Here is a 20,728-nt window from a genome sequence, read left to right as displayed (position 1 = left end):
CACCGCCGCTGCGCCACGTCGTGGACAGCACCTGCGGTGCACGGCCGTTCACGTGCGGTTCATCGGAACCGATGCTCCCCCTCCGGGGGCAGGGTTGCAGGAGGGTTGCACGCGTGCTCGGCGCCCAGCCCGACGCCTCAGGTCGCGGACAGCCGCAGCAGCCCCTCGGCGACGGCGGTGAGGTCCTCGCCGCGCACGTCGGCGGGCTCGAAGACCTCGCCCGGTTCCCCTTCCAACCGGGAGCACCACCCGGCCCGGCATCCCGCGCGCTTGGCCCCGTGGCAGTCCCACGCGTGCACCGCCACCACCGCCATGCGCTCCAGCGTCGTGCCGAGCTCGGCCGCGGCCGCGCGGTAGATCGCGGGGGCCGGCTTCCACACGCCGGCCTTCTCCGCCGTGACCACGCCGTCCACGAACTGCTCCAGCCCGGCACCGGCGAGGAACCGGCGCGTGTTGTCCGGGCTGCCCACCGTCAGGCAGCCGATCCGCAGTCCGGCTTCGGACAACCGGAGCAGGGCCGGTTCCGCATCGGGGTGGGGCGGGAGCTCGGCGAAACCGGCCAGCACGTGCTCGATGTCCGCCTCGGAAGCGGTGTGCCGCGCGTCGGTGCGCAGCGCCTGCCGCGCCACGGCGTCGAAGTCCGCGAAGTCCCCGCTGAGGGTCAGCGCCATCGAGTCGCGCTGGAAGCGCATGAACCACACGTCCAGCAACTCCGCCGGTTGACCGATCTCCCGCCACCGCTCCCGCAGCGGGCCCAGGTCCAGCAGCGTTTCCAGCACGTCGAAGGCCACGGCGTCGAGACGACCAGGCATCGGTTCCTCCTTCGTCGGCAGCTCGCGCGTTCACCTTACATACCGGTCTGTATAGTCCCAAGGGGAGAGCACGAGGAGGAGCTGCCATGACGACCGGGGACGAGACCGAGGCCGGCTCCGCCCGGCAACGAGTGCTGCGGACCGCATCACGCCTGTTCTACGAGCAGGGCCTGCGGGGCGTCGGCGTCAACGCCATCGCCCAGCACTCCGGCATCACCAAGATGACCCTCTACGCCCACTTCGGTTCCAAGGACGGGTTGATCGCCGAGCACCTCCGCGCCCGCGACCGGCGGTGGCAGGACGACCTCGGCCGGCACCTCGCCGGGGTGAGCGCGCCCGGAGAAATGCTGGCGGCGACGTTCGACGCCTACGAGTCCTGGGTCCGCGCCGAGGAGTTCCGCGGTTGCGGCTTCATCAACGCCGCCGCCGAGCTGCCCGATCCCGACCACCCCGGCCGCGCGGTCATCGCCGCGCACAAGCGGAGCGTGCGCGAGCACCTGCGGCGCATCGCCGAACGGGCGGACTGCCACGCGCCCCGGGACGTCGCCGGTGAGTGGTTCCTGCTGCTCGAAGGGGCGGTGGTCACCGCGGCGCACCAGCACGACCTGGAACCGGTGCGGCACGCCCGCCGCGCCGCCTTCCGCCTGCTCCCCGGCGGCGAGGCCGGCAACGCGCGCTGAGCGCCGCTGCGAAAACGCTCCCTAAGCGGCGTCGGTCCAGGTGTCCGGTGCGACCACGTGCAGCGCGTTCCGGGCGATCGAGAACCGCTGCGGCGTGCTGTCCACCACTTCCCCGTCGATGTTGATCGGCAGGGTCTCGTCCGTATCCACGTCGACCGCCCGGGTCCGGAAGTGGTCGACCTGCGCGTTGGGTTCGCCGGTCTTGAGCCCCCGCACGACGGAGACGAGATCGAGCAGGCCTCCCTGCCGGATGACCGTGACGTCCAGGGCGTCGTCGTCGATCCCGGAGTCGGGGGCCGCGATCTGCCCTCCGCCGAAGAAGCGCCCGTTGGCCACGGAGATCTGCAGGACCCGGTCGTAGTCGACCGGTTCGCGGTCGCCATCGGGGAAGCGCAGGCGCGCCGGGAACGGCCGGTGCGCGAAGAACGCCTTGGCGGTGGCGACCGGGTAGGCCAGCGGACCGACGCGGCGTTTCAGGCTCGGCGACATCGCCTGCGCCACGCGGGAGCCGATGCCCACGGAGGCGCGGTTGACGTAGTAGTTGTCCCCGCACAGCCCCAGGTCGATGTCGACGGTGTGGCCGCGGGCGATCGTCCGGCACGCCTCGTCGAGATCGGTGGGGAGGTGCATGGTGCGGGCGAAGTCGTTGGCGGTGCCCAGCGGTAGCAGCCCCAGCGGGAGTTCGCGGTGCGCGAGCACGTCCACGACGGAGCTGACGCTGCCGTCCCCGCCGCCGAGGATGATCAGGTCGTGCCCGGCCTTCGCCGCGGAGTTGACGGTTTCGACCAGTCGGGAGGGATCGTGCAGCGGATGGGTAGCGCCCAGGGGCACGCCCAGCGCGCGCAACCGCTCGAGGGCGTACGAGTACGCCTTGCCGCCGGTGCGCGAGTGCGCGTTGACCACGAGGGCGGCCTTGGTGGCCGGTCTGTCGACGCGAATGGTCGCCTCCAGGGGTTTTCGGTTCGTGCTCCGTACCCGCCGGACGGGGGACGGCGCCCCCGCGGCTCCGAGCCTAGCCCGTCCGGATCCGGCGGCGGCGCGACGGGTGCCCACCGGTGGCGTTCGCCGCACCCGGGTCTCCCGCGCCCGCCCGGCTCGGATGCGCGCGGTTCCGCGGAACGCCCGAATCGCCCGGCCGCCGCGTCAACTGCCGACGCTGCCCGCGTTGGGGTCGAGCACACCGGCCCAGATCAGGGCGAAGATGGCCAACCCGGCCAACACCCGGTACACGACGAATGCGGTGAACTTGTGCGTGCTGACGTAGCGCAGGAACCACACGATCACGGCGAAGCCGACGAAGAACGAGACCACAGTGGCCAGCAGCGTCGGCCCCCAGGCCGGCGCGGCCCCCTCGCCGATCTTGGTCAGCTCCAGGCCTCCGGAGGCCAGCACCGCGGGGATCGCCAGCAGGAAGGAGTAGCGCGCGGCGGCCTCGCGGCGGTACCCGAGCAGCAGTCCGGCGGTGATCGTGCCACCGGAGCGGGACACGCCGGGGATCAGCGCCAGCGCCTGGGCGAACCCGTATCCCAGGGCGTGCGGCATGTTCAAATCGGACAGAGCGCGCCGGTTGCTGCCGACGTGGTCGGCGGCGGCGAGGATCAGTCCGAAGACGATCAGCGTCACGGCCGTGACGCGCAGATCGCGGAGAGCGCCTTCGATGGTGTCCTGGAAGGTGAAGCCGAGCACGCCGATCGGCAGCGTGCCGAGGATGACGAACCAGCCCATGCGGGCGTCGGGGTCACGGCGGCGTTCCGGTTTGACCAGCGACGCCGCCCACGCCCCGATGATGTTGACGATCTCGCGGCGGAAGTACAGCAGCACCGCGGCTTCGGTGCCCAGCTGGGTCACCGCGGTGAAGGCCGCTCCCGGGTCGGGCCAGCCCGCCAGCGCGGCGGTGACTCTCAGGTGGCCGCTGCTGGAGATCGGCAGGAACTCGGTGAGTCCTTGCACGAGCCCCAGAACGACCGCTTCGAACCAACCGATCGACACGTGTTCTCCTGCTTCTCGTCAACCAAGGAGGACGGGCGGTGACGTCGCGGATCGGCGAGGCGGTGCGAGCACGCCCCGCTCCGCGAGATCTCCGCGGTGGGGTACGCGAGTGCGCGGCCGCGCCGATCACGCGCACCACACCCTAACGGGGTACGTGCGAGCGCAACGTGCGGGTGCCGCGCACGCTCTCCGCTGCCGGGAACGTCGTTGCGCAGCGGCGCGCAGGGCGGGAAGACCGCCGGGAAGTCCCGCACGAGGCCGGGAGGAATCCGACCGCCCGCGCATTCCCGCCGCCGAAACGCGAAATCAAAGAATTGTTCACTCCGCGTTCCCCTCGTGCCCCGGATTCCGACGCGCAGGGCGCCCCGGGAGGCGATCGGAGGCAGGCCTTTTTGCTGTCCTGGCAAATTTTTTTGTCACCCCGTGCGCGACAGCGGCACGGTGGTCGGCGTAGCACACCCCCGTCCCCGGAGGTTCGAACACATGCGCATGGACGAGCAGAGCTGGAACGAGCGCTACAGCAGCCAGGAGCAGCTCTTCAGCGGCAACGTCAACGGAGTGCTGGCCACCGAGATCGCCGAACTCCCCCCGGGACAGGCGCTGGACCTGGGATGCGGCGAAGGCGCCGACGCGCTCTGGCTGGCCGCGCGCGGGTGGCACGTCACCGCGGTGGACATCTCCCGCGTGGCGCTGGAACGGGCCGCCGCGTCCGCGGAGGAGCACGACCAGGACACCGCCGCGCGCGTGGCGTGGCACCACGGCGACCTGACCACGACAACACCGCCGGAGAGCTCCTTCGACCTCGTCTCGGCCCAGTACCTCCCGCTGGCGAAGCAGCACGAGCACGCCGCGCTGCGCGGTCTGCTCGCCGCGGTCGCCCCGGGCGGCACGCTGCTGGTCGCCGCGCACGACCCGGCGGACCTGCCGGCGGACGACGGGCACGGGGTCGACCCGGGCGCCTACTACCAGCCCGGCGAGATCGCCGCGCTGCTCGGCGAGGACTGGGTCGTCCAGATCCACGAGACCCGGCCGCGCACCGCGCTCGCGCCCCTCGGCACGCGACACGTCGACGACGTCGTGTTGCGCGCACGACGCCTGCGGTGACCCCGGGCGCTCACCCGCCGCTCGCCGCGGGCGAGCGCCCGGATCAGGTCACGGGCGCGGCTCACCGCGGTAGTAGCCGAACGACCAGAGGTTGCCCTCCGGATCGCGGATGGCGAACTCGCGGTTGCCGTACTCCTGGTCCTCGATGTCGCGGACCATCTCCACCCCGGCCGCGCGCAACCGCTGGTACAACGCGTCCGGATCGGCGGTGACGACGTACATGCCCGCGGCGCCGGGCTCGCGGGACCAGTCGCGGCCCGGCTGGTGGGACCCGAGCATGACGCCGCCGCCCTCCGGCCAGTCGAGCTGCGCGTGGGCGATGTGCTCGCCGTCGGCGTAGGCGGCCGTCCTGACGAATCCCACGGTGCCGACGAGGAAGTCGATGAGCGCGTGGGCGTCGGTCGCTTGCAGGGTGGGCCAGACGGTCGGTGCCGGCCTCGTCTCAGTGGTGGTCATACCCGAATTCTTCGCCGCGCTGGCCCGCGCCGGCTTGGATGTTTCGGAACTCCTCCGCGACCCAGCGGGTGGGGCTGGCACCGGTGTACTGCCGGAAGTCGCGGACGAGGTGGGAGTGATCGGCATAGCCGCACCGGTGCGCCGCTGCGGCGAGGTCGAGCGGGTGTTGCTGCCGGACGGAGCGGGAGATGCGCTGGCGGGCGTCCTCGAAGCGCATCAACCGGGCCACCGCCTTCGGCGCGAGCCCCAGCTCGGCGCGGAACACGGCGGTCAGCTGCCGTTCGCTGAGGTGCACGTGGCGGGCGAGCGCGGCGATCGACCCGGCACCCCGGTGCCCGGCGAGCCACGTCCACGCCTCGACGACCTCGGCGCGCGGTGCGCGCCGGGGTGCCTGCGCCAGCCGGCGACGCAGGTACTCGTCCAGCACGGCGAACCGCTCGCCCCACGTGGGCAGTTCGCCCACGCGTTCGCGCAGCAGCTCGACCTCCCGGCCGAGGACCTCGTGCGCGTGGACCGCGTGCTCGCGCAGCTCCCCCGCCGGCAGGCCGAACAGCGCCCGCGCCGCCAAGGGCCTGACGGCGAGCTGGACACCGGTCTGCACCGCGGGTTGGGCGAGGTAGGCCGGGGACGTGCGCAGCCCGCCGAGGAGGGCGTCCGCCGAGTGCGCCTGCGGCCCGAACGCCTGCTCCGGACCGGTCCCGGACACGACGGGGGTGTCGAACGTCAGCACCAGCGTCAGCCCCGGCGACGGCAGCCCGCGGTGCAGCGCGGGCTGCTCGAGCGCGGAGCGGTACCCGACGGCGGAGACGACCGCCTCCGGCGGGAGTCGCCCGCTGGTGACGAACTCCCACCCGCCGGCTTGGTCCTCGGCCATGCCGCCATTGTGCGCGGCGCGTCCGACACCGCAGTCGCACCGGCCCGCGGCGGCCGCCGTGATCGAACCCGTGGTCGTCGGCGGCGGCGACGCTGAGCTGCCGGGACAGCTCAGCAACCCCTCCGCGCCGCTCCCCGCCCGCGGTGCGCGGCTGCGGGGGTGCGGGGCGTGGCCGCAGTCCCGCCGGGCTCGCGCCGGCCACGCGGGCGGCGTTCCATCAGGAGTGCTGATGGAATGGGGAGCGTTCCGCGCCGCTCGGAGCTGCGGGACTGATCGGCCACCTGCCCGCGGAGGAGTGCGAAGATGACCGGCGTGGACGAGCACACCGACCAACCGGCGGACGTCGGGACACCGCTGACGCTCTACCTGGTCAAGCAGCTGGAGCTGGTCGCGCGGGCGCTCATGGACGACGCGCTGCGCCCGCACGGGCTCACGACGCTGCAGTACACCGCCCTGACCGTGCTCGCCTCCCGCGGGGAACTCTCCTCGGCGCAACTGGCGCGGCGCTCGTTCGTCACCCCGCAGACCATGCACGAGATGGTGCGCTGGCTGGAGCGGCGCGGCCTCGTCGAGCGTCGGCGCGACGAGGCGAACCGGCGCGCCCTGCTGATCAGCCTGACCGAGGCCGGCCACGAGGTGCTGTCCGCCTGCGATCCGAGCATCCGCTCGCTCGAGCAACGCGTGCTCGACGTGATGAACCCCGGCGAGCGCGCCGTGTTCCGGGAGTGCCTCCACCGCAGCTACGCAGCCCTCGCCCCGCTGGCGGGGCAGAACCCCGAACCCGCCGACTCCTCCTCCGCCGAGACGTCCTGACGCACCGCCCCGCGGCCCGCCGTGAGATCGCGCTCCCCGGAACGGGTCCAAGTTGGCGGGAGGGGCGGCGCGCGGCCAGCCGCGTCCGCGGGGTGCACCCCTTGCGCATCCGCACCGCGAACTCCATTATCAGGGAGCCTGATGGATGAGCGTCCCGGCGTCGGTGGCGCCGGGGCGCGAACCGGGATTCGGTGGATATCACCGGCTCCGCCCCACCCGACCCGAGGAGAGCTGCTGTGCCGAGCGCGAACGGATCGAGCCCGACTCACGCGAGCGGATTGGTCCCGACTCAGTACGAGACCGTCGAGGTCGACGTCGACACCTCCGGCATCGGGTGGCTGTCGTTCAACCGCCCCGACAAGCGCAACGCGATGAACCCGGTGCTCAACCGCGAGATGATCCAGGCCCTGGAACAGCTCGAGGCCGACGACCGGGCCCGGGCCGTCGTGCTGACCGGCAAGGGGCAGGCCTGGTCCGCCGGGATGGACCTCGAGGAGTACTTCCGCGAGGTCGACGCCTCCCCGCCGCACGTGGAGGTCCGAGCGCGCCGCGACAGCGCGGAATGGCAGTGGCGGCGGCTCATCCACTTCGCCAAGCCCACGATCGCCATGGTCAACGGTTGGTGCTTCGGCGGCGCGTTCACCCCGCTGGTGTGCTGCGACCTGGCCATCGCCGCCGAGGACGCGACCTTCGGCCTGTCCGAGGTGAACTGGGGCATCCCGCCCGGCGGACTCGTCTCCCGAGCGCTGGCCGAGACCGTCCCCACCCGCGACGCGCTGTGGTTCATCATGACCGGTGAGACCTTCGACGGTCGCCGCGCCGAGCGGATGCGCCTCGTCAACGAAGCGGTCCCGGCCGAGCAGCTGGCCGACCGCACCGCGGAGGTGGCGTCGAAGCTGGCGGGGATGAACACCCACGTGCTGCGCGCTGCCAAGGTCGGGTTCAAGAAGGCCAAGCGCCTCTCGTGGGACGAGGCCGAGGACTACCTCTACGCGAAGCTCGACGCCGCCACGGGGCACGACCCCGACCAGGGCAAGCAGCAGGGCCTCAAGCAGTTCCTCGACGACAAGACCTACCGGCCGGGCCTGGGCGCCTACGACGACCGGGCGTAGTCGCGGACGCACCGAGGAACGGCTCCGTCCGGCGGCACCGGCACAGCCCGCCGGGCGGACACGCACTCGCGCGGGAAGGGGCAGACCATGCACGACCACGGCCTGGGTTCCTGGCCGGTGCGACGCGCCCGCAGCACGCCGAACGCCGTCGCCACGGTCCACGAAGGCCGCACGCAGACCTACGCCGAGCTGCGCGACAGGGTGCACGCCCTCGCCCGCGGGCTGCGCGCGCGGGGCCTCGCCCGCGGGGAGCGGATCGCCTACCTAGGTCCGAACCGCCCCGCGTTCCTGGAAACGCTCTTCGCCGCCGGCGCGCTGGGGGCCGTGTTCGTCCCGCTGAACACGCGGCTGGCCGCCGAGGAGCTGGCGTTCGTGCTCGACGACGCGGGTGCGGGGTTGCTGGTGCACGACCGGCGCCACGGCGAAACCGCCCGCCGCCTGCAGCAGCACCGGCCCGACCTGCAGCTGCTCGCCGTCACCTGCAGCTCGCACGAAGGAGGTCTCGAGGAGCTCGTGCACTCCTCCTCCGCCGATCCGGTCGACGAACCCGTCACCGAGGAGGATCCTGCGCTCCTGCTGTACACCTCCGGCACCACGGGCCGGCCGAAGGGGGCCCGGATCAGCCACGGCAACGCCGTGTGGAACGCGCTCAACGTCGTGGTGGACGTCGACCTCGCCAGCACCGAGGTCACGCTCGTGAACGCTCCGCTGTTCCACACCGCGGCGCTGGGGATGACCTGCCTGCCGACCGTGCTCAAGGGAGGCACGCTCGTGCTGGACGAATCCTTCGACGTGGAGCGGACTTTCGACATCATCGAACAGCAGCGGGTCACCCTCGCGTTCGGCGTGCCGACCATGTTCGACGCGTTGAGCCGCTCGCCGCGGTGGCCGGGTGCCGATCTGTCGAGCCTGCGGTTCCTCATGTGCGGCGGCGCTCCCGTGCCCCGGGACCTCATCCGGCGGTACCGCGAACGCGGGCTCACCTTCATGCAGGGGTACGGCATGACCGAGGCCTCCCCGGGAGTGCTGCTGCTGTCCGCCGCCGACAGTCCACACCGGATCGGTCATGCCGGGAAACCGCACTTCTTCAGCGATGTCCGCCTCGACCGGCCGGAGAGCGCCGCGGAGGACTCCGGAGCACCCGGCGAGGTCCTCGTCGAAGGGCCGAACGTCGTCGACGGGTACTGGAATCGCCCCGAGGCCAGCGACGCGGCCTTCACCCGGGACGGCTGGTTCCGCTCCGGCGACGTGGCCGCAGTGGACGGTGACGGCTTTTACCGCATCGTGGACCGGATCAAGGACATGTTCATCTCCGGCGGGGAGAACGTCTACCCCGCCGAGGTCGAATCGGTCCTGCAGGAGCACCCCGAGGTCGCCGACGCCGCGGTGATCGGCGTCCCCGACCCGTCGTGGGGCGAGGTCGGAAAAGCCGTCGTCGTCGTCCACCCCGGAGCGGAGACCACCGCCTCCGGCATCACCGAGTTCGCCGCCGAGCGCCTCGGCAAGTACAAGGTCCCCAAGAACGTCGAGTTCCTCGCGGAGCTGCCGCGCAGCGCCACCGGGAAGCTCGACAAGCTCGCGCTCCGCCGCGACCACACCTGACCCCGTCCGGTCGCTCCCGCGGTCCGCCGGGAGTGCCGGGATGAAGACCGGCCGCCAGGCCCGAACCCCGCGAGGTGAAACATGTCCCTGCGTTCCGCCCCACCCTTCCGCGCTGACCACGTGGGCAGCCTGCTGCGACCGCGCGAACTGCGCGAGGCCCGGCAGCAACACTCAGCCGGCGAGATCAGTGCCGAACAGCTGCACCAGGTGGAGGACGAGGCGATCCGCCGCGTGGTGCGCCGGCAGGAGGAGATCGGTCTGTCCACGGTGACGGACGGGGAGTTCCGCCGCTCGTCCTGGCACATGGACTTCATCTACCAGCTCGATGGCATCACCCGCTCCGACGAGCAGATGCAGGTCCAGTTCCGCAACGCCGACGGCACCATCGACTTCGCCCCCTCGGCCACCGCGGTCACGGGCAAGGTCGGGCTGGGGCGGACGATCTTCGCCGACGCGTTCCGGTTCCTGCGCGAGCGGACGAACGCGACGGCGAAGCTGACGGTCCCCTCGCCGAGCATGGTCCACTACCGGGGCGGTTCGGCGCAGATCGACCCCGCGGTGTACTCCGACGCCGACGAGTTCTGGGCCGACCTCTCCACCGCCTACGCCGAGCAGATCCGCGGCATCGCCGAGCTCGGGTGCCGGTACCTGCAGCTGGACGACACGAGCCTCGCCTACCTCAACGACCCGCGCCAGCGCGCCATGCTGGCCGAGCGCGGTGAGGACGGCGAGCACCAGCACGAGCGCTACATCCGCCAGATGAACGCGGCGCTGGCGGGCCGTCCTGAGGGCATGCGCGTGACCACGCACATGTGCCGCGGAAACTTCCAGTCCTCCTGGGTGGCCGAGGGCAGTTACGAGTTCGTCGCCGAGGTGCTGTTCAACGAGCTCGACGTGGACGGTTTCTTCATGGAGTTCGACGACGAGCGCTCCGGCGGTTTCGAGCCGCTGCGGTTCGTCCCGGAGGGCAAGCAGGTCGTGCTCGGACTGGTCACCACCAAGAGCGGGGAGCTGGAGTCCAAGGACGACCTCAAGCGCCGCGTGGAGGAGGCGAGCAAGTTCGTGCCGCTGGAGCAGCTGTGCCTGTCGCCGCAGTGCGGCTTCTCCTCCACCGAGGAGGGCAACGACCTCACCGAGGACCAGCAGTGGGCCAAGCTCTCGCTGATCGTCGAGACCGCTCAGGAGATCTGGGGCTGATCCCGCGGCGGCCGAGCCCGGTGCGGCCGTGCTCGTGGGCTCGGCCGCACCGGCGGCTGCCCGGCGCGGCCGCGAGGCCGGTCCCCGCACTCGCGGGGCTCCGCTGCCGTCCGGTCGGCACCTCCGGGGCGCCGGCGGTTGCGCGGAGGCGGTGCCGCTGCACATCATGGGCTTCGCCTGTCGCGCGCAGGAGCACGTCCATCCGGAGCCCGTGGAGGGCGCCATGAGATCCCCGTCCGACGACCCGGCGCGGCTGCGGCGCCACTGGGACAAGCACGCCCGGACCTACGACCGCCAGATGGGGTTCGCCGAACGCCGGTTCTTCGGCGACACGCGGGAGTGGCTGTGCCGGCAGGCCGAGGGCGCGGTCCTCGAAGTGGCGGTCGGCACGGGCCTGAACCTGGACTTCTACCCGTCGGACGTGCAGCTGACGGGCATCGACTTCAGCCCGGGCATGCTCGAGCACGCCCGGAATCGCGCGGACGCCGCGGGGCACCGGGTCGAGCTCGCCCTCGGCGACGCCCAGCGGCTGGACTTCCCCGATGCCTCGTTCGACACCGCGGTCTGCACGTTCTCGCTGTGCGCGATCCCCGACGACCGCGCCGCCGTCGCCGAGATGCACCGCGTGCTCAAACCGGGCGGGCGGTTGCTGCTGGCCGACCACGTCGTCAGCACCTCGCGAGCGGTGCGGGCGCTCCAGCGGCTGCTCGAGCTGGTCACGGTCCCGGTCGGCGGCGAGCACTTCCGCCGCCGACCGATCCGCCACGTGCGCACCGCCGGGTTCGACGTCGAGCAGCACAACCGGTTCAAAGCCGGCATCGTCGAACGCCTCACCGCCCGCAAGGAAGACGGCAGTCGATCGTAGACCGCCGTGGGCACCGGCCACCGGGGCCCCGGCCGCCACACCGCCGCACCGGTTCCGTTTCACTCGTGCAGGTCGAGCCAGCGGAGCACGTGCGCGAGCCCCCGGCGGTACCCGCGCGACCACGGCGCGGAGAAGAACCCGTGGAACGTTCCGGGCACGACGACGTGCTCGGTGGTGACGCCGGCGGAACGCAGCTCTTCGGCGAAGGTCTCCCCCGAGGCGCGGAGGGTGTCGCGGTCGGCGTCGACGAGGAGGCTCGGGGGCAGCCCCTCGAGCTGCCCTCCTCCGGGAAAGGCCAACCGGTCGGTCAGCAGGGCTTCGGAGCCGACGTAGTTGACGTTCATCCCCCGCACCATGGCGGGGGTGAACTGCAGCCATCCGAGCGCGCCGCGCCGTCGCGCCCGCACGGACTCCGGCAGCGCCGGGAGTTCCGCGTGGAACGTGCCGTAGGCGAGCACCAGCGCCGCGGGCAGTTCGCCGCCGTCCCGCAGGCGCAGCGAAGCGGTGACCGCCAGGCAGGCCCCCGCGCTCGCGCCGCCGAGCACCACGGGCCCCTCGGCGGCGCGCATCAGGTCGAGGGTGGCCGCGTGGACGTCGTCGGCAGCGGCCGGGTACCGGTTCGCCGACGGCCGCAGCGGCCGGTTTCCCAGCACGGGTCCGCGCGGCACGAGCCGGTAGTCCACGGTCCGCACCGTCCGCCCCGAGCGCGCCACCGCGAGGGCGACGGCGTGGGACTCGGCCATGTCGAGGCTGCCGGAGTGGAACGCACCGCCGTGCACCCAGAGGAGCGGACGCGCACGCCGGCCCCGCACCGGCACGTAGTCCCGCACCGGCACCGCGCTGTCCCCACCGGTGACGACGCGGTGAACGACCTCGACCCCGACCGCCTCCGCGCGGCGCAACCGCCCGCTCCACCGCATTCCGGAACCTCCCCTGCACCTGTCCGCTCGCGCACCGACTCCGCGCACTGTTGCGCACTCAGGTCATGTCGCGCACGACCGCCCGCACGTCACCGCGCGCGAGCTCCGCCTCGTAGGCGGTGACCGCCTCCAGGAAGTGCTCGGTGTCCAGCAGTTCCCGGTCGAGTCCGGCCGCCGCCAGGGCCGCGCGCACCGCGTCGCGCCCGCACCTGCCCGCGGCGGCGGTGCGCATCGCGGGCGCAGCCGGGTCGTCGATGTCCAGGGGTGCACCGTCCTGGCGCTTCCCCGCCAGGACGCACCGCACCCACGCCGCGGTGGTCAGCAGCGCCGCGGCGGGTTCCGCGCCGCGCGCGTAGGCCGCGCGGATCGTGCCCACGAGCCGGGGCGGGATCTTCCGCGAGCCGTCCGCGGCCACCTGGGTGGTGGTGTGCCGCAGCGCCGGGTTGGCGAACCGCGCCAGCACCGCGTCCACGTAGGACTCGAGTTCCGGGTAGTCGTGCCACGTGGTCCGGGGCAGCGCGGGCCCGGCCTCGTGCAGCGCCAACCGGCGGGCCGCCCGGGCGAACTCGTCGACGCCGACGGCTGCGGCGATCGTGTCCGCCCCGGACAGGCAGCCGAGGTAGGCCAGCAGCGAGTGCGCCGCGTTGAGCGTGCGCAGCTTGCGCCGCTCGTACGGGCCGACGTCCGGGACGAACAACGCCCCCGCCTTCTCCCACGCGGGCAGGGCAGCTGCTGCTCCCTCCTCGACGACCCACTGGGTGAACCGCTCGGTGACGACCGGGGCCGCATCGGCCACCGACAGCGCTTCGGCCACCGCTCGGCGGTCCTGCTCGGTCGTGGCCGGCACGATCCGGTCGACGGCGGTGGAGGGGAAGGCGACGTTCGCGGCGATCCACTCCCCCACCGCGTCCGGCAGCAGCGCGCAGTAGTCGGCCACGGCCTGCCGCAGCACGGCCCCGTTGCCCGACATGTTGTCGCAGCAGAGCACGGTGATCGGTCCGGCGTCGGCGCTGCGTCGCCGCTGCAGCCCGGCGACCAGCCGGCCGAGGACGGTCTGCGGAGCGCGTCCGGCGGCGTCGGCGCGGATCTCCGGGTCGGCGGTGTCCAGCCGGTCCGTGGCCGGGTCGAGCCGGTAGGCCTTCTCGGTGACGGTCAGGGTGACCGCGGTGACCGCGGGGTCGGCGATGCGGTGCAAGGCGGTTCCGAGCTGCGCAGTCCCGTCCAGCACCTCGCGCACCGCACCGACGACCCGGTACCGCGCGTGCGCGCCGTCGGTCGCGGCGACCGCGTACAGCCCGTCCTGCGGGGCGAGCTGGTCCCGCATCCGCGGGCTGCGCTGGGTGACGGCGGTGATCGCCCACCGCGGGTCGCCGGCGGCCGCCATCGCGTCCTCGGTGTAGACCGCCTGGTGCGCCCGGTGGAACCCGCCGATTCCGAAGTGGACGATCCCGGTCGTCAGGCTCCGCGGGTCCGGGTCCGGTCGGGCCGAGGCCGGCAGCAGTTCCAGGTTCCGCAGGTTGAGCGCATCCATCGTGGTCACCAATCGTGCATGGTTCCGTCGCGCAGGCGGGCGACCGGCAGGTAGGCCGGATCGTAGGGGAATTCGGCGGCGGCGTCCTCGTCGATGTCGACGCCGAGCCCCGGCGTCTCGCCGGGCAGCAGGTGACCGTCGGCGAACCGGTAGCTGTGCGGGAACACCGCGTCGGTCTCCGGGGCGTGCGGCATGTACTCCTGGACGCCGAAGTTGGGCACGGAGGTGTCCACGTGCACAGCAGCGGCCAGGCACACCGGGGACAGGTCGGTGGCGCCGTGCGAACCGGAGCGGACCCCGTAGAGCTCGGCCAGCGACAGGATCCGCCGCAGGTGGGTGATCCCGCCGGCGTGCACGACCGAGGTGCGGATGTAGTCGATGAGCCGTTCGGTGATCAGCCACTGGCAGTCGATGATGGAGTTGATGATCTCGCCGGTGGCGAGCGGGGTCGTGGTGTGCTGGCGGAGGAGGCGGAACGCCGTCTGGTCCTCGGACGGGGTGGGGTCCTCGATCCAGAACATCCGGTAGGGCTCCAGCGCCCTGCCCAGGCGGGCCGCCTCGATGGGGCTGAGCCGGTGGTGGACGTCGTGCAGCAGGTGGAAGCCGTAGCCGTGCGCGCGGCGGATCTCGGCGAACAGGGCCGGGGCGTGGTCGAGGTACTCCGGGGTGGACCAGAGCGTCTCCTCCGGCAGACCGCTCGACGCCGGTTCGTAGCGGTCGCCACCGGAGCCGACCCCGTAGGTGCCGGCCAGCCCGGGCACCGCGACCTGTGCGCGCACGGCGCGGTATCCGCGCTCGAGGAACCTCCCCACGTCGGCGACGGTCTCCTCGATGGTGCTGCCCTGGGCGTGGCCGTAGACCATGACGCGGTCGCGGCTGGCCCCGCCGAGCAGCTGGTAGACGGGCATGCCGGCCGCTTTGCCCTTGATGTCCCACAGCGCGGTGTCGATGGCCGCGATCGCCGTCATGGTCACCGGGCCGCGCCGCCAGTACGCGCCGCGGTGGAGGTACTGCCACGTGTCCTCGATGCGGCCGGCGTCGCGACCGAGCAGCAGCGGGCGGACGTGTTCGGCGAGGTAGGCGGCGACGGCGAGCTCGCGCCCGTTCAGGGTGGCGTCGCCGACGCCGGTGAGCCCCTCGTCCGTGACGACCTTGACGGTGACGAAGTTGCGTCCCGGGCAGGTCGCGATGACGCGCACGTCGGTGATGTTCATGGTTTTCCTCTCAGGGCGTGCGTGCTGCGGCGGCGGGCCTCACGCCGCGGCCGCGCAGTCGACGACGGTTTTCAGCCCGCCTCCGCCGGCGGCGTGCTCGAGGGCTTCTCCCGCCCGGTCCAGCGGGAAGCGATCGGTGATCAGGGCGCGCACGTCCACGGCACCGCGCGCGACGAGGTCGACGGCCTCCGGGAAGCTGCCCGCGTAGCGGAACGCGCCGACGAGGTCCACCTCGTGGCGCTGGACCGCGCTGAGCGCGGTCGCTCCGTGCTCGGCCGGGATCGTGCCGACGAGCGCCACGCCCCCGCCGGGGGCGGTGGCGGCCAGCGCGTTCGACAGCGCCTCGACCGTCCCCGAGCACTCCAGGGCGCGCTCCACGCTGATCCCGCCGAGCTCGCCCGCGGGGACCGCGCGGTCGAAGCCGAGGGCGCGCGCGGTGCGCAGGCGCTCCGGGTGCACATCGCTGACGACGACCTCGCCCGCTCCCCACGCCCGCGCTACTTGGGCGGTGAGCAGGCCGATCGTTCCCGCCCCGATGACCAGCACCGACTCCGCGGGGGTGAACCGGCAGCGGCGGAGGGCGTGCACCGCCACGGCCAGGGGTTCCAGCAAGGGCACGGCCGCGGCCTCCAGCCCGGCCGGCGCGGGGTGCAGGTGCGCGGCGGGAACCGCCAGGTAGTGCGTCAACCCGCCGTCGACCGGAGGGGACCCCAGGCAGCTCGTGCGCGGGCAGAGGTTGTACCGCCCGGCGGTGCACAGCGGGCACGTCCGGCAGGGCACGGCCGGTTCGACGACGACGCGGCACCCGCGGAGCTCACCAGGAGCCCCCGGACCGGTCTCGAGCACCGCGCCCCCGATCTCGTGGCCGAGCACCGCCGGTGCGGTGAGCGCGTTGGTGCCGTTGCGCCCGTCGCAGTAGTAGTGCAGATCGGACCCGCACAGCCCGACCGCTTCCACTGCCACCAGCGCTTCGCCGTCCGCGGGGCGCGGGGTCGCGCGCTCCTGCAGCCGCAGGTCCTTCGCCCCGTGCAGGACGGCCGCGCGGTTGGGTTCGCTCGTGCGCATCAGGACGCACCTCCGAGGCTGATCGCGTTGTGCACGCCGAGTCCGGCGATGAGCAGGCTGCTGAGGGCGAGCGCGGCGGTGAACCACGGTCCTCCGCGCAGTTCGGTGTCCACTTCGGTCCGCCGCAGGTACCAGGCGGCGATGGTGACCGCGACGAGGAACAGCCCGCCGATCAGCCCGCCGGTCTGGATCATGAGGACGGGTTCGGCGAAGAACAGGTAGGCGCTGCCCCAGATGACGGGGAACAGCACGGTGAACAGGCGCATCCACCGGCGCCGCTGCCGTCCGTCGCGCCAGTTGAACACGCCGCACAGCGCGACCGCGTTGGCGGCCACCCGGGTCCAGCCCGGCAGCGCGGCCCAGAGGGTGGAGCCGAGCACGGCCACCGCGCCGAGCAGGAAAGCGCCGCTGGCCCACTCGCCGAGGGTGCCGGTGTAGATGTGCGACAGCGTGATGATCATGTCGTTGCCCTCGGGGACGAGTCCCGCGGGGTGCAGCACGGCCGCGCCCATGATGAAGAAGGCCATCGTCCCCACCGTGTAGACGCCCCACGACAGGATCGCGTCGCGGTACATCACGCGGATCCAGCCGCGGGCGCGGCGCTTCCAGTCCTCGCTGCCGTCGTTCGGCCCGGTCCAGCGGGCGTAGCCCTTCTCCAGGCACCAGTAGGGGTAGTAGGTGATCTCGTCGGAGGTCACGCCGGTCAGCCCGAACATGGCGATGGCGGCTCCCACCGCCCCGGCGGGTAGGGAGAAGCGCATCCCGCCGGCGAGGTCGTCGAGGCCGTAGCCGATGCCGGTCAGCGGCAGGCCGAAGGCGATCGCGCAGGTGATCAGGACGAACACCATCGTCAGACCGACCGCGCCGCGTTCGATCACCGAGTACCGGTTGGAGTACAGCGACACGATCGCGGCGAGCACCACGACGCTCGTCCAGAACGCCAGCGAGGGGAACTGCAGCGGCCCGGAGGCGATCGGGAACAGGATGCTCAGCGCGGCGGCGAGCCCGCCGACGACTCCGCCGTTCTGCAGCACCTTGATCACGGCCATGAGCATCCACAGCAGGCTGATCCAGCCGAGCCGACCGAACCGGGGCGGGACCTTGTTGTAGCCCTCGAGGGCGGGCTGGCCGGTGACGATCGCCCACCGGCCGAGCTCGGCCTGAACGGCGACCTTGACCAGGGTGCTGATGATGACCAGCCAGAGCAGGGCGAATCCCGCCTCGGCGCCGAGGGCCGTGGTGGCGACGAGCTCGCCCGATCCGACGATCGAGGCGCTCAGGACCAGGCCCGGGCCGAGGAAGCGCAGGGACCCGCGCCACCCCTCGGGTGGTTCGGTGACGTCGGCCGACCGCAGCACGTAGGGATCCTGCGCCTGGGGATCCTGCGGTTGGACGTTCGCGCCTGCCGTCAACGCGACCTCCCTGTGTCTACTAATATACTAGTGCGACACTGAAGCACATCGCCGTTTAGGATCACAAGGGATGACTGCCGCACGGAGGAACCGCGGGACCACGACCCGGGACGTCGTGCTCGCCGAACTGCGCCGCCGGATCCTGGACCTGAGCCTGCCGCCGGGCAGCGCCCTCGCGGAGAAGGAGCTGGCCGGGCAACTGGGCGTCAGCCGCACCCCCGTGCGCGAGGCGCTGATCCTGCTCGTCAACGAGAACCTGGTCGAGATCTACCCGCAGATGGGCACCTTCGTCTCGCGCATCGACCCGGCCGCCGTCGCCGATGCGCAGTTCCTGCGCGAAGCGCTCGAGCTCGCCTCGCTGCGCGAGCTCGCCCCCGAGATCGGAACCGCGCAGATCGCCCGCCTGCGCAGCATCCTCGGACAGCAGCGCTTCGCCGTCGACGCCGCCGACGTCGAGCAGTTCTTCGAACTCGACGAGCAGCTGCACCGCACGATGATGGAGATGGCCGGCCGCGGAACCGCGTGGAACGTCGTCCGGTCGGCCAAGGGGCACCTGGACCGCGCCCGGCGCGCCTGCCTGCCGATGGAGGGCACGCTCGAACGCATGCTGCAGCAGCACGCGCACATCGTCGACGAGCTCGCGGGCGGAGCCCCCGGAACCGCCGAGACCGCGTTGCGGGGGCACCTGCGCGAGGTGTTCAGCGACATCGACGCCGTCGAGGCGCTGGCCCCGCACTACTTCACCGCCTCCGAACAGCCCTCCCGCGACGACCCCGGAACACCGCGGGTTTCGGGCTGAGACCCTCCCGGGAGTGCTCGCGCGGGCGCCGCGCCCGCGCTCAGTGCTGCTGCTGGCTCACGTCCAGCCCGCGGGGAACCAGCGCGTAGACCGCCACCGCAGCGGCGAGCGTGCTCAGCCCCCCGATCAGCCCGACCTGCACCAGGGACGCGGAGAAGGCCGAACCGGCCCGAGCTGCCAGCTCGGCGCTGCCGGTGCGCGCGGCGACGTCCAGGGCCCCGCCCAGCGACTCCCGCGCAGCGGTGATCTGCGCACCGTCCAGCCGGGGCAGACCGGAGGCGTCGAGCCGCGAGCGGTACAGCGCCGAGGCGATGCTGCCCAGGATGGCCACGCCGAGCACGTTGCCGAGGTCGTAGGCCGTTTCCTCGATGGCGGCGGCGTTGCCGGCCTTGGCCGCGGGCGTGCCGGACATGATGATGGCCGAACCGATCGCCAGCGACCCCCCGCCGGCCCCCAGCAGCACCATCGCCACCAGCACCGGCGGGTAGGACAGGGGAACGGGGGCGGCCGCGAGGACGAGGAAGCCCACACCCGCCAGGGCCAGCCCTCCCGCCAGCGTCGCACGAGCTCCGATGCGGGCAGCCAGCGCTGGCGCGAGCGGGGAGGCCACCATGGTGGACGCGGCCATGGGCGCCAGGTACGCGCCGGCCATCAGCGGGGACACCCCCAGCACGAGCTGCAGCCACTGCGCGATCAGCAGCAGCAGCGCCGCCATGGTCAGCATCGCCGTCAGCGCCGCCAGCACCCCGGCCGTGAACGGGCGTCCCGCGAACAGCCGCACGTCCAGCAGCGGGTCGGGCCGGCGCAAGCAGCGCAGCACGAACCACGTCAGCACCACCGCGGCACCGGCCAGGACGGTCCAGCCCAGGACGTCGGCGACGCCGGCCTCGGCGAAGTGCTTGACGGCCCAGACGAGCGCGACCATGCCCGCGATGGCCTGCGCGGTGCCGAGCACGTCCCAGCGCCCCGGTTCGGGATCGCGCGCCTCGGGCAGCAGCAGCGCACCCGCGACCACCGCCGCGGCCATGAGCGGCACGTTGACCAGAAAGGCGGCGTGCCAGGAGAAGCGCTCGAGCAGCAGTCCGCCGATGATCGGCCCCACCGCCATGCCGACGGAGGAGATCGCCGCCCACACGCCGAGCGCCCGGGCGCGCTCCTGCGGGTCGGTGAAGACCGTGCGGATCATCGACAGCGTCGTGGGCATGATCATCGCCCCGCCGGCGCCGAGCAGCGCGCGCACCGCGATCACCGCTGCGGGGTCGTCGGCGGCCAGGACCAGCAGGGACGCACCGCCGAAGACCGCGAAGCCGGCGAGGAGGAGCTTCTTGCGCCCCCACCGGTCGGCCAGGGCGCTCATCGGCACCAGCAGTCCCGCCAGCACCACGGAGTACACGTCGACGATCCACAGCTGCTGGTCGGCGGTGGGGTGCAGGTGCGCGGCCAGGTCGGGCAGGGCCACGTTGAGCAGCGTCATGTCCATGGCGACGACCAGCAGGCTGGCCGACAGCACGGCCAGGCACGACCAGCGGCGCCGGTGGGACAGCGCACGGGGCGGGCTCTGCAGGGTGCTCACGTGCCGCTCCCGGCTTCCGCGCCGTGCTCCGCGCTCATGAGAGCGGCGACGGTGCGGTGCAGGAAGGCGGTGTCCAGCGGCTCGTCGTGCAGCAGGGCGTGCACGACGGCACCGTCGCTGAACACGGCGATCGCCCGCGCCGCGTCCGGGTCGGTGTGCTCGGCCAGGGCGGAGACCAGGCCGTCGAACCAGATCTGCCCCAGGGGGCGCAGCTCGGGGTCGTCGACGGCGCTGGCGATCAGGGCGAAGTCCGCGCGGACCTGACCGCGGTCCTGCAGGTAGGTGCGCAGGAACTCGCAGAGCGCCGCGGGATCACCACCGCAGGCGTCGAGTTCCCGCCGCACGCCGTCCACCCAACCGCTGATCTCCGCACCGAGGTGCTGCAGCGCCGCCACTTCGAGCTCGTGCAGCGTGGCGAAGTAGTAGGTCGTCGCCCCCAGGGACACCTGCGCCCGGGAGGCCACCCCCCGATGGGTGAGCTCACCGGCTCCCTGCTCGACGATCAGTTCCGCAGCGGCCTCGACGATCGCCCGCCGGCGACCGCGCGGGTCCCGGCGCGCCCGCTGCGGCGACGAGCCCGTGCTGGGTTCGCGCGTCATGCCACCCCCCTTTCGGAACAAGTGTACATGTACATCTGTTCTGCCGGGGTCGGCAGCGGTGGCGCGTCCGACGGCCGAGCACCAGAACCCGCGTCACTCCGCGCGGTGCTA

20 protein-coding genes are annotated in these 20,728 nt (G+C 72.7%); 8 read left to right on the top strand and 12 right to left on the bottom strand.

From position 1 onward, the window contains the following. Positions 1 to 137: 137 nt before the first annotated feature. Positions 138 to 812: a haloacid dehalogenase type II gene (locus ACYVJE_RS07670; protein ID WP_461143907.1), complete on the bottom strand. Its 675-nt coding sequence runs from the start codon at positions 810 to 812 to the stop codon at positions 138 to 140. An 86-nt stretch (positions 813 to 898) separates the two neighbouring features. On the opposite strand from ACYVJE_RS07670, the gene ACYVJE_RS07665 reads away from it, so the two are divergent. Next, positions 899 to 1,492 (top strand): TetR/AcrR family transcriptional regulator, encoded by a 594-nt coding sequence (locus ACYVJE_RS07665; RefSeq protein WP_461143906.1) that lies wholly within the window; start codon positions 899 to 901, stop codon positions 1,490 to 1,492. Positions 1,493 to 1,513: 21 nt separating this feature from the next. On the opposite strand, the gene ACYVJE_RS07660 is transcribed toward ACYVJE_RS07665, so the two are convergent. Next, positions 1,514 to 2,395: a diacylglycerol/lipid kinase family protein gene (locus ACYVJE_RS07660; protein ID WP_461143905.1), complete on the bottom strand. Its 882-nt coding sequence runs from the start codon at positions 2,393 to 2,395 to the stop codon at positions 1,514 to 1,516. A gap of 240 nt (positions 2,396 to 2,635) precedes the next feature. Then, positions 2,636 to 3,475: an undecaprenyl-diphosphate phosphatase gene (locus ACYVJE_RS07655; protein ID WP_461144031.1), complete on the bottom strand. Its 840-nt coding sequence runs from the start codon at positions 3,473 to 3,475 to the stop codon at positions 2,636 to 2,638. 489 nt (positions 3,476 to 3,964) lie between these two features. Between ACYVJE_RS07655 and ACYVJE_RS07650 the strand changes: the two genes are divergently transcribed. Further along, positions 3,965 to 4,585 (top strand): class I SAM-dependent methyltransferase, encoded by a 621-nt coding sequence (locus ACYVJE_RS07650; protein ID WP_461143904.1) that lies wholly within the window; start codon positions 3,965 to 3,967, stop codon positions 4,583 to 4,585. Between the two features lie 48 nt (positions 4,586 to 4,633). On the opposite strand, the gene ACYVJE_RS07645 is transcribed toward ACYVJE_RS07650, so the two are convergent. Together ACYVJE_RS07645 and ACYVJE_RS07640 are read right to left on the bottom strand one after the other, a co-directional pair. After that, complete coding sequence (locus tag ACYVJE_RS07645) at positions 4,634 to 5,041, bottom strand: VOC family protein (protein ID WP_461143903.1); 408 nt, start codon at positions 5,039 to 5,041, stop codon at positions 4,634 to 4,636. Next, positions 5,028 to 5,915 carry an AraC family transcriptional regulator gene (locus tag ACYVJE_RS07640; RefSeq protein WP_461143902.1) on the bottom strand — a complete coding sequence of 296 codons (888 nt, stop codon included), beginning with the start codon at positions 5,913 to 5,915 and terminating at the stop codon, positions 5,028 to 5,030. The genes ACYVJE_RS07645 and ACYVJE_RS07640 overlap by 14 nt, the downstream gene beginning before the upstream one ends. A 303-nt stretch (positions 5,916 to 6,218) precedes the next feature. Here ACYVJE_RS07640 and ACYVJE_RS07635 point away from each other — a divergent pair, with 303 nt between their 5' ends. From ACYVJE_RS07635 to ACYVJE_RS07615, 5 genes are all read left to right on the top strand, one after another. Next, on the top strand, positions 6,219 to 6,728 hold the full coding sequence (locus tag ACYVJE_RS07635; RefSeq protein WP_461143901.1) for a MarR family winged helix-turn-helix transcriptional regulator: 510 nt from the start codon (positions 6,219 to 6,221) through the stop codon (positions 6,726 to 6,728). A gap of 278 nt (positions 6,729 to 7,006) precedes the next feature. Then, the gene (locus ACYVJE_RS07630) at positions 7,007 to 7,840 is read left to right on the top strand and encodes a p-hydroxycinnamoyl CoA hydratase/lyase (RefSeq protein WP_461143900.1); all 834 of its coding nucleotides are present in this window, start codon (positions 7,007 to 7,009) and stop codon (positions 7,838 to 7,840) included. Positions 7,841 to 7,927: 87 nt separating this feature from the next. After that, positions 7,928 to 9,442 (top strand): acyl-CoA synthetase, encoded by a 1,515-nt coding sequence (locus ACYVJE_RS07625; protein WP_461143899.1) that lies wholly within the window; start codon positions 7,928 to 7,930, stop codon positions 9,440 to 9,442. Between the two features lie 81 nt (positions 9,443 to 9,523). Further along, positions 9,524 to 10,639, top strand: a complete 1,116-nt coding sequence (locus ACYVJE_RS07620; protein ID WP_461143898.1) for a 5-methyltetrahydropteroyltriglutamate--homocysteine S-methyltransferase — start codon at positions 9,524 to 9,526, stop codon at positions 10,637 to 10,639. A 223-nt stretch (positions 10,640 to 10,862) separates the two neighbouring features. After that, on the top strand, positions 10,863 to 11,504 hold the full coding sequence (locus ACYVJE_RS07615; protein WP_461143897.1) for a class I SAM-dependent methyltransferase: 642 nt from the start codon (positions 10,863 to 10,865) through the stop codon (positions 11,502 to 11,504). Between the two features lie 59 nt (positions 11,505 to 11,563). Here the strand turns inward: ACYVJE_RS07615 and ACYVJE_RS07610 are convergent, their stop codons facing one another. The 5 genes from ACYVJE_RS07610 to ACYVJE_RS07590 are packed head-to-tail and all read right to left on the bottom strand — an operon-like array spanning position 11,564 to position 17,646. After that, entirely contained in the window at positions 11,564 to 12,424 is an 861-nt protein-coding gene (locus ACYVJE_RS07610; RefSeq protein WP_461143896.1) for an alpha/beta hydrolase, read from the bottom strand. A gap of 58 nt (positions 12,425 to 12,482) precedes the next feature. Next, positions 12,483 to 13,955, bottom strand: a complete 1,473-nt coding sequence (locus ACYVJE_RS07605) for a mannitol dehydrogenase family protein (protein ID WP_461144030.1) — start codon at positions 13,953 to 13,955, stop codon at positions 12,483 to 12,485. Between the two features lie 5 nt (positions 13,956 to 13,960). Then, positions 13,961 to 15,169, bottom strand: a complete 1,209-nt coding sequence (gene manD, locus ACYVJE_RS07600; RefSeq protein WP_459156101.1) for a D-mannonate dehydratase ManD — start codon at positions 15,167 to 15,169, stop codon at positions 13,961 to 13,963. A gap of 39 nt (positions 15,170 to 15,208) precedes the next feature. Then, entirely contained in the window at positions 15,209 to 16,234 is a 1,026-nt protein-coding gene (locus tag ACYVJE_RS07595) for an alcohol dehydrogenase catalytic domain-containing protein (protein WP_461143895.1), read from the bottom strand. Beyond that, entirely contained in the window at positions 16,234 to 17,646 is a 1,413-nt protein-coding gene (locus ACYVJE_RS07590; protein WP_461143894.1) for an Nramp family divalent metal transporter, read from the bottom strand. The genes ACYVJE_RS07595 and ACYVJE_RS07590 overlap by 1 nt, the downstream gene beginning before the upstream one ends. Positions 17,647 to 17,716: 70 nt before the next feature. Between ACYVJE_RS07590 and ACYVJE_RS07585 the strand changes: the two genes are divergently transcribed. Continuing rightward, on the top strand, positions 17,717 to 18,445 hold the full coding sequence (locus tag ACYVJE_RS07585) for a GntR family transcriptional regulator (RefSeq protein ID WP_461143893.1): 729 nt from the start codon (positions 17,717 to 17,719) through the stop codon (positions 18,443 to 18,445). A gap of 40 nt (positions 18,446 to 18,485) precedes the next feature. On the opposite strand, the gene ACYVJE_RS07580 is transcribed toward ACYVJE_RS07585, so the two are convergent. Together ACYVJE_RS07580 and ACYVJE_RS07575 are read right to left on the bottom strand one after the other, a co-directional pair. Then, a complete protein-coding gene (locus tag ACYVJE_RS07580) occupies positions 18,486 to 20,018 on the bottom strand; it encodes an MFS transporter (protein WP_461143892.1) in 1,533 nt (510 codons plus the stop codon). Then, on the bottom strand, positions 20,015 to 20,617 hold the full coding sequence (locus ACYVJE_RS07575; RefSeq protein ID WP_461143891.1) for a TetR/AcrR family transcriptional regulator: 603 nt from the start codon (positions 20,615 to 20,617) through the stop codon (positions 20,015 to 20,017). Before ACYVJE_RS07575 ends, ACYVJE_RS07580 begins: the two co-directional genes overlap by 4 nt. Positions 20,618 to 20,728 lie beyond the last annotated feature (111 nt).

Source organism: Salinifilum aidingensis (genome assembly GCF_054782015.1).
The sequence above is the reverse complement of the archived record's forward strand: the minus strand, read 5'-3'. Positions and strand labels throughout refer to the sequence as shown.